We start from the raw sequence: 527 nt of genomic DNA, 5'->3' as shown, positions 1-527 counted from the left end.
GTCTTGCCCGCCGCGTCGACCAGAGTGCGCTGCGAGGCGACCAGGACCGCGTCGGGATGCTCGTCGAACGCCGCCACCTGTTCGGCCAGGCAGGTCGGGAAGATCGTGTCGTCGCCGCACACCAGCTTGAGCAGGTCGCCGTTCGCGGCCTGGCTCACGCGGTCCCAGTTGGCCTTGGCGCCGCCGCCCGCGGGGGTGTGCAGGATTGTGACGCGGGGGTCGTCGGCATACGGGGCGAGGGCGGCGAGGGTGCCGTCGCTCGACGCGTGGTCGGCGATGATCAGCTCGAAGTCCTCGAAGGTCTGTCCGAGGATCGAGTCGATGGTTTCGGCGATGTAGTCGGCGTTGTTGTACGCCGGAACAACGACGGAGACCCGAGGCGTCATGCGGAACCTGACCTTTTCTTTCTACTGAAGGAGAAATCTCGATACCCGAAGAAGCTCGCGGTCGCGGTCACCGCGGTGATCGCGATCTGCGCCGGGATCGGGGGGAATCCGAACACCGACACCGCCAGCGTCATCAGGGCC

Annotated in this window: 1 protein-coding gene; it reads right to left on the bottom strand. The window is 66.8% G+C overall.

The window, feature by feature from the left end:
• Nucleotides 1-386 (bottom strand): glycosyltransferase family 2 protein (locus tag AC1DQC_RS20240; protein WP_477053013.1); only part of this gene is annotated, 386 nt, incomplete at its 3' end.
• Nucleotides 387-527: the final 141 nt, after the last annotated feature.

Source organism: Cellulomonas sp. P4_H12 (assembly GCF_056400905.1).
The sequence above is the reverse complement of the archived record's forward strand: the minus strand, read 5'-3'. Positions and strand labels throughout refer to the sequence as shown.